This is a genomic window from Pelomicrobium sp., assembly GCF_036803785.1.
Lineage (GTDB): Bacteria > Pseudomonadota > Gammaproteobacteria > Burkholderiales > UBA6910 > Pelomicrobium.
The window spans coordinates 1-7,429 of the sequence record NZ_DAIRTR010000141.1 but is presented as its reverse complement, the minus strand read 5'-3'; the positions used below and the strand labels follow the sequence as shown (position 1 = coordinate 7,429).

Sequence of the window (7,429 nt, the reverse complement as noted above, 5' to 3'; positions counted from 1 at the left end):
GGCCAGAAGAACCCGGTTCGTGGACGCGGATATTCTCATCATCGGCGGCGGCTTCGGCGGCTGTGGCGCTGCCTACGAATCCCGTTACTGGGGCCGCGACCTCAAGATCGTCCTAGTGGAAAAAGCGAACATCGAAAGAAGCGGCGCCGTCGCCCACGGGCTCTCGGCGATCAACTGCTACATGGGCATGCGCTGGAACGAGAACCAGCCCGAAGACTTCGTCCGTTACGCCCGCGGCGACCTCATGGGCCTCGTGCGCGAGGATTTGGTCTACGACATCGCCCGGCACGTGGATTCCACCGTGCACAAGTTCGAGGAGTGGGGGCTGCCGATCATGAAAAACCCCCAGACCGGCCGGTACCTGCGGGAAGGCAAGTGGCAGATCATGATCCACGGCGAGAGCTACAAGCCCATCATCGCCGAAGCCGCCAGGAAGGCGGCAAGCGAGGTGTACAACCGTATCATGGTCACCCACTTGCTGACGGACCAGAGCGATCCCAACCGGATTGCCGGTGCCGTCGGTTTCAGCGTGCGCAGCGGCGATTTCTACGTCTTCCGGGCGAAAGCGGTGATCGTGGCCGCCGGCGGCGCTTCCCATATTTACCGGCCTAGGGCGATCGGCGAGGGCACCGGCCGAACCTGGTACGCGCCCTGGAGCAGCGCATCGGCCTACGGCCTCTTGATCCCGACGGGCGCAAAGATGATCCAGATGGAAAACCGCATCGTCCTCGCCCGCTTCAAGGATGGTTACGGCCCGGTGGGCGCCTGGTTCCTGCTGCTCAAGTCCCAGGCCACCAACGCCTACGGAGAGAGCTACGAGGCCAAGTACCTGGACCAGCTCAAGGAGATGGTCGGGGAAAAATACACCCAGAGCCAGCCCTTCCCCACCTGCCTACGCAATCACGCCATGATCGAGGAGATGAAGGCGGGCCGAGGCCCGATCTACATGCAGACCCAGCACGTGCTCGACACCAAAGAAAAAGAAGAAATCGGCTGGGAGGACTTCCTCGACATGACCATCGGCCAGGCGGTGGTCTGGGCCTCTCAAAACATCGATCCCAAGGAGAGACCTTCCGAGCTGATCACCTCCGAGCCCTACGTGATGGGCTCCCATGCCACCTGCTCCGGCGCCTGGGCGAGCGGACCGGAGGACTGCGCGCCTGCGGATTACCAGTGGGGATACAACCGCATGACCACGGTGCAGGGGCTGTTCGGGGCCGGGGACACCATCGGTGGCTCCGCCCATAAGTTCTCGTCCGGCTCTTTTACTGAGGGGAGGCTCGCCGGAAAAGCGGCGGTCCGCTACGTCCTGGACCGGCGAGGAAGTGAGCCCCGGCTCGACGAAGCCCGGGTGAAGAAGCTCGAGCAAATCATCTTCAAGCCGCTGGAAAACTACCGGGTGGGAAGGAACGAAATCGTCGCCGGGACCGTGGCGCCAGGCTACCTGCTGCCCCTGCACGGCCTGCAGCGGCTGGAGAAGCTCATGGACGAGTACGTGGGCGGCTACAGCACCTTCTACGTCACCAACGAGCCGCTGCTCAACCGGGGGCTGGAGCTGCTCGCCATGCTCAAGGAGGACCTCGAGCATCTCGGCGCCGAGGACCTGCACCAGCTGCAGCGGGCCTGGGAGCTCCACCACCGGGTTCTGACGGCGGAGGCGGTGACCCGGCATACCCTGTTCCGACAGGAGACCCGCTGGCCGGGCTACTACTACCGCGCCGACTACCCGAAGCTAAACGACGCCGAGTGGCACGTTTTCACCGCTTCCCAATACGATGCCGACACGGGCGAATGGCATATGACCAAACTGCCCGTGCACCACATCGTTGAGCAGAAGTGACCCTGCTCCTTCTGCTCCTCGTCGCCTTCGTGGTGGGCGCCCTGATCGGCGCCGTGGGCATCGGGGGCATCCTGCTGATCCCCGCCCTCACCGCCCTGGCCGGCCTGGTCATCCACGAAGCGATGGCCACCGCGTTGTTCACTTTCCTTTTCACCGGGTTCCTCGGCACCTATCTGTTCCAGCGCCGCGGCAGCATCGACTGGCGACTGGCCGTGCCGGTGTGCGCCGGCGCCGCGATCTTCGCCTTCTTCGGCGCCTGGGCCAATTCCCGGCTCCAGGCACCCGCCCTGGGAGCCATCCTCGCCGCAATCATCATCTTCGCCGGCGTCTATACCCTGGCTTCCTGGCACGGCGCCCCCGGCCCGGCGCTGGCAGACCACCCGTCGGGACAGAAGGCCTTGCTCCTTGCCATCGGGGCGGTCTCGGGCTTTGGCTCCGGGTTGACCGGCGTGGGCGGCCCCGCCCTTTCCGTCCCCCTCATGGTGCTGTTCGGCTTCCCAGCGCTCCCCACCATCGGCGTATCCCAGGTGATTCAGATCCTGGCGGCTGCCTCGGGAACCCTGGGCAATCTGCACTACGGCACGATCAACTTCCAGGTGGCCGTCCCCGTGACGGTCATGGAAATCGTGGGCGTGGCGGTGGGGGTGAGAATCGTCCACGCCGTCAACGTCCAGCTCGTGCGCCGCTTCGTCGCTGTGCTGTGCGTCGTGGTGGGCGCGGGGCTCCTGGTGCGGGCCTTGGAGGTCGTGTGAGCCACGACCGGGCACCCACGGTCGCGAATGAAAGCGACCGTTTTGCCCGTGCCTCGGCGAAGAGGCTTGGGTGATCGCTCATGCAGATGAATCCACCGGAGCCTCCCCTCACCGCCTCCTTTCGCGCCCGCGGCCTGCCTCTGGACCCGATCGGTCCCGGGCTTTGGGTTCCCCGCCACTTCGGCAATCCCCCCGTCGAGCAGCGCACCACCCGCACCGCAGCGGGCCTCTACGATTTTTCCTTCATGGCCTGCTTCGAAGCGCGCGGAGCGCAAGCCCTTTCGTTTCTCCACCGCCTGCAAACCCGAGACTTGGAGGGACTTGCGCCCGGGCGGCTGGTCTACACCCTGCTCCTGCGGGAGGATGGTAGCGTTTTCATCGACGCCACCGTTTGGCGCCTCGGGCAGGCGTGTTATTGGCTCGTGACCGGACGGCGCGCCGACATCGCCCATGTGCGGCGGGTAGCGGCGGACTTCGACCTGGAGCTCCAGGACCGTTCCGGCCGGGACGCCGTCATCGCCCTCCAGGGGCCCGCCAGCGCCGCCCTGCTGCGGCGCTGTGGGGTCAGCGCCCTGCCGGGCTATTTCGCCTTCCTCGACACCCGCTTGTTCGGAGTGCCGTGCCGGGTAGCCCGCATGGGCTACACCGGGGAGCTGGGCTACGAAATCTTCGTCGCGGCCGCAGCGGGCGAGCAACTCTGGGAGGCGCTCAAGGTGGCGGGGGAGCCCATGGGTCTTGCGGAATGCGGGTTCGCCGCGGCGGACACGCTGCGGGTGGAAGCCGGGTTTATCCTCTTTACCCGGGAGCTAGCGGATCCCGCTACCCCCCCGGAGCTGGGCCTTGGCCGGCTGCTTTCGGCCCGGCAGCGCTATCTGGGAGCAGCCGCCCTGGCCCGGCGCCCGGTACAGAAAACCCTGGTGGGGCTGGTGCCCGAAGCACGCTTCCAGGAAGAAGTGCGAGCCCTCGATCCGCCTCTGCGACCCCAGGTGCCCGTGCCAGGCCGCGCCGTGCTCACCAGTGCGGCCTCTTCTGCCCTCTTCGGACGCACCCTCGGGATGGGGTTCGTCCACCCAGAAGATCGCTACTCAGGCACCCGGGTGCGCTTGGGCGCCCGACTGACCGGGCGCGTCGCCCGCTTGCCTTTCTACGACCCGATGAAGCGGCTGCCGCGAAGCCCGGCGGGCTGATCAGACAGCCACGGGGGCGCCACTTGGCTGGCGCGCCCGCTCGAGCTGCCGCTCGGCGGCGGCGATGGTGTTGCCGAGCAGCATGGTGACCGTCATGGGTCCCACGCCCCCCGGCACGGGGGTGATCCAGGAGGCCTTCTCTTTCACCGCGTCGAAGTCCACGTCCCCCACCAGTCGCCCGTCCGGCAGCCGGTTGATGCCCACATCGATCACCACCGCGCCGTGCTTGACCATGGGGGCCGTGATCAGGTTGGGCCGCCCTGCCGCGACCACCAGGATGTCGGCGAGAATGGTGAACTGGGCGAGGTCGCGCGTCTTGATGTGGCAGATGGCCACCGTCGCCTCCCGGGCAAGAAGCATCAGGGCCATGGGCTTGCCCACGATATTGGAGGCGCCCACCACCACCACGTTCTGTCCCTCGATGGGAATGCCGGTGTGTTCGAGCAGCACTTGTACCCCGTAAGGGGTGCAGGGAGGAAAGACCGTGTCGCCGATCACCAGCCCCCCGACGTTGTATAGATGAAAGCCATCCACGTCCTTGGAAAGGTCGATGGCCTCCAGGAGCCGGCGCATGTTGTAGTGGGGCGGAAGAGGCAGCTGCACGATGATGCCGTGGATGGCAGGGTCGGCGTTGAGCGCGCCGATCGCCCGCAGCACTTCCTCCTGGGGCGTGTCGGCGGGGAAGCTGTGCACTTCCGAATGCAGCCCCACCTCTCGGCAAGCCTTCACCTTGTTGCCCACGTACACCTTGGAGGCGGCATTGTCCCCCACCATCACCACTGCCAGCCCCGGCACCACGCCCCGGGCTTTCAACGCCTCGACCCGGGCCCGGTAGCCCGCCCGTACCTTGGCCGCCACGGCGACCCCGTCGATGATTTTCGCCGTCATCTCCGACTCCTCGCCCTCACTCCGAAGACCCGCCCATTCCCGCTCACGCGGGCGTCATGAACCCGAGCACGATGAAGATCACGATGCTGGCTCCGGTCAGGGCGTAGGCGCAACGGTTGAGCCATGCGGCCCGCACATGCCCGAGCCGCGCCTGGAACAGGGACGAGGACAGCGCCATCGCCGCCCCGATCACCGCCAGGATGATCACCATCTCCCGGTTGAGCAGCCAGTCCATCATCGCTTCGCGATCCTGCGGGAATAAGCTTCCACGAAATCCGCCGCTGCCTTGCTGCCACCGGCGAAGGATTTCATCGCCTCCTCGTGGAGCAGGGACAGGGCCTCCATCTTGATGTCGTTCGCCCGGTCGTTTTCCACAATGTCCTTGAGCTTCCGGGGCCGCGGGACGTCCACCTCCAGCACCGCCCGCACCCGGGTGGGGATGTTGGTCATGATGAGCAACCGATCGGCCAAAAAAATCGCCTCGTCGATGTCGGTGGTGACGAAAAAGTTGGTGCGGCGGGTCTCCTCGAAAAGCGCCGCGTAATATTCCCACATGAGCTCCTTGGTCATGGCGTCGAGCCCGCGGAACGGCTCGTCCAGGAGCATCACGGAAGGGTTGTTGATCATGGCGCGGGCGAGCTCCGCCCGCCGCTGCATGCCCCCCGAGAGCTGGTTCGGGTACTTGTCGCGAAACTGGGTGAGCCCCACCTTGTCCAGCAGGAACTCGGCGAACTCCCGGTTCTTCTGCGTGTCCTCGCCCCGCGCCTTGGGCCCGTACATGATGTTCTCGTACGTGGTCATCCAGGGAAACAAGGCCGTTTCCTGGAACACCACCAGGCGGTCGTGGGACGGTTCCGTGACCGGCCGGCCGTCCAGGGTGATGGTGCCGCTGGTGGGCCGCTCGAAACCCGCCATCAGGCGAATCAAGGTGCTCTTGCCGCAACCGGAGGGGCCGATCATCACGGTGAGCTTGTGGCGCTGCACCGTGAACGAGCAATCCTTGACCACCTCCTTGGCGAACTGCTCCACGCCATAGGACTTGCTCACTTGATTGACCTCGATTTCCCCGGCCTGCACCTTGCCGAGGCCCGCTCCGGAGGTCGTCTTGAGTACCGTTGCCATTGGAAGCGCCTCCCGTGCTCTACCGGACCCGCAACCAGGGGGTGGACAATTCGCCCAGCTTGCGCACGATGCCGCTACTGATGTACCCGGCGATCCCGATGGAGATCATGCCCACCACGATCTGTTCGTAGGAACCCCCCACGTAGGAGTTCCAGATGAAGAAGCCGAGACCCCCGCCTGCACCGCTCGCCTGGATGGCGCCCCCGCCGCCGGAAATCATCTCCGCGGCCACCACTACCTCCCAAGTGATGCCCATGCCGACCGCGGCCCCCACCACGATGGAGGGCAGCGTCCCGGGGAGGATGATACGGCGAAACACGTTCCAGCGTGTCGCCCCCATGGAGCGGGCCGCCTGGAAATAGCGCACGTCGATGGACTTGGCGCCCCCCAGCACGTTGATCACGATGGTATAGAACGCCCCCAGGAAAGTGACGAAGGCGATGGACATCTCCTGGGTCGGCCAGAAAATGATGGAGGCGGGCACCCAGGCGAGCGGCGGAATGGGCCGCAACACCTCGAAGGGCGGGAACAGGACGCCATAGGCCGTGCGGCTGATGGCCATCATGAGCCCGAAGGGAATACCCACGATCATGGCCGCGAGGAAGCCAGAGAACACCCTCAGGGTGCTTTTGTACCAGCTCATCCAGTAGCCCAGATCGTAAAGCAGCCCGACCCACGCCTGGATCACCGAAGTGGGCGCCGGCACCGCGCCGATCCAGGGCAGCTCGAAGCCGAACCACTGCTTCCAGCGCGAGCCGATCTCCCAAAGGACCACAAACACCACGATGGACACGATGCCGCGTCCCACGGTGCGACTGAACAAGGTCTTCTTGAGCGTTGCCAATTTCACAGAACTAACCCTCCTTCTCGCCGGCGGCGAAGGCTTTCAACGCCTCCTCGTGCACCGCTTCCATGGTCTCGTCCATCAGCTCGCGGAAGCGCGGCGCCGTGAGCACGCCGTAATCCCGGGGATGGGGGATGTCCACTTCCAGGATCTTCTTTGGCTTGCACGGGCGCGTGGTCATGATGACCACCCGGTGTCCCAGGAAAATCGCCTCCTCCAGGTCATGGGTGATGAAGAAGATGGTGACCTTGTTCTTGTAGTAGATCTCAAGCAGGGCTTCGTGCATCACCGACTTGGTGAGGGAGTCGAGGGCCCGGTACGGCTCGTCCAGGAGCAGTACCTTGGGATCGTTCATGAGGGCCCGCACGATCTCCACCCGACGCCGCACGCCGGAGGAAAGCTCCCCGGGATAGTTCTGCTCGGTACCCGAGAGGCCGGCATCGGCCATCATCCCCCGGGCTTTCTCGCACGCCTCCTTCCAGCTTAGCTTTCCCTGCATGACCGGACCGAAGGCCACGTTCTCGAGCACCGTCTTCCAGGGGAAGAGGGCGCCGTTCTGGAATACTACGATGCGATCGGGCCCGGGCTCCGCCTTGGGCTTGCCCGGCCCGCACAGCATCTCTCCGTCCAGGTAGATGGCGCCTGCGTTGATGCTGTGGAAGCCGGCGATGGCGTTGAGGAGCGTGGTCTTGCCGCATCCCGAGGGGCCCACGATCATGCAGATCTCCCCCGGGGCGATGTCCACGGAGCAGTGGTCCACCGCCAGCACCGCGGCCCCCTCCGGGTCGTAGATCTT

The 7,429-nt window shown here is 65.4% G+C and carries 8 protein-coding genes; 3 read left to right on the top strand and 5 right to left on the bottom strand.

The window, feature by feature from the left end; genetic code table 11:
* The 3 genes from aprA to V7Q81_RS13405 all read left to right on the top strand — a co-directional run.
* Nucleotides 1–1,840 (top strand): adenylyl-sulfate reductase subunit alpha (aprA, locus tag V7Q81_RS13415; protein ID WP_333844162.1); only part of this gene is annotated, 1,840 nt, incomplete at its 5' end.
* Nucleotides 1,837–2,592, top strand: coding sequence for a sulfite exporter TauE/SafE family protein (locus V7Q81_RS13410; protein ID WP_333844160.1), 756 nt, complete (start codon nt 1,837–1,839; stop codon nt 2,590–2,592). The genes aprA and V7Q81_RS13410, both read left to right, overlap by 4 nt.
* A gap of 86 nt (nt 2,593–2,678) precedes the next feature.
* Nucleotides 2,679–3,779: an aminomethyltransferase family protein gene (locus V7Q81_RS13405; protein ID WP_333844158.1), complete on the top strand. Its 1,101-nt coding sequence runs from the start codon at nt 2,679–2,681 to the stop codon at nt 3,777–3,779.
* Here V7Q81_RS13405 and folD read toward each other — a convergent pair whose 3' ends face one another.
* The 5 genes from folD to V7Q81_RS13380 form a co-directional block, all read right to left on the bottom strand.
* Nucleotides 3,780–4,667 carry a bifunctional methylenetetrahydrofolate dehydrogenase/methenyltetrahydrofolate cyclohydrolase FolD gene (gene folD / locus V7Q81_RS13400; RefSeq protein ID WP_333844155.1) on the bottom strand — a complete coding sequence of 296 codons (888 nt, stop codon included), beginning with the start codon at nt 4,665–4,667 and terminating at the stop codon, nt 3,780–3,782.
* A 43-nt stretch (nt 4,668–4,710) separates the two neighbouring features.
* The gene (locus V7Q81_RS13395; protein WP_333844154.1) at nt 4,711–4,905 is read right to left on the bottom strand and encodes a hypothetical protein; all 195 of its coding nucleotides are present in this window, start codon (nt 4,903–4,905) and stop codon (nt 4,711–4,713) included.
* The gene (locus V7Q81_RS13390; protein WP_333844150.1) at nt 4,902–5,789 is read right to left on the bottom strand and encodes an ABC transporter ATP-binding protein; all 888 of its coding nucleotides are present in this window, start codon (nt 5,787–5,789) and stop codon (nt 4,902–4,904) included. Before V7Q81_RS13390 ends, V7Q81_RS13395 begins: the two co-directional genes overlap by 4 nt.
* Before the next feature lie 19 nt (nt 5,790–5,808).
* Nucleotides 5,809–6,639 carry an ABC transporter permease gene (locus V7Q81_RS13385; protein WP_333844148.1) on the bottom strand — a complete coding sequence of 277 codons (831 nt, stop codon included), beginning with the start codon at nt 6,637–6,639 and terminating at the stop codon, nt 5,809–5,811.
* Nucleotides 6,640–6,643: 4 nt separating this feature from the next.
* A partial coding sequence (locus tag V7Q81_RS13380; RefSeq protein WP_333844145.1) for an ABC transporter ATP-binding protein occupies nt 6,644–7,429 on the bottom strand: 786 nt, incomplete at its 5' end.

Excerpts from the sequence above, each read along its gene's own strand:
- V7Q81_RS13395 (WP_333844154.1), bottom strand. The coding sequence starts at position 4,905 with ATGATGGACTGGCTGCTCAACCGGGAGATGGTGATCATCCTGGCGGTG.
- folD (WP_333844155.1), bottom strand. The coding sequence starts at position 4,667 with ATGACGGCGAAAATCATCGACGGGGTCGCCGTGGCGGCCAAGGTACGG.
- V7Q81_RS13390 (WP_333844150.1), bottom strand. The coding sequence starts at position 5,789 with ATGGCAACGGTACTCAAGACGACCTCCGGAGCGGGCCTCGGCAAGGTG.
- V7Q81_RS13405 (WP_333844158.1), top strand. The coding sequence starts at position 2,679 with ATGAATCCACCGGAGCCTCCCCTCACCGCCTCCTTTCGCGCCCGCGGC.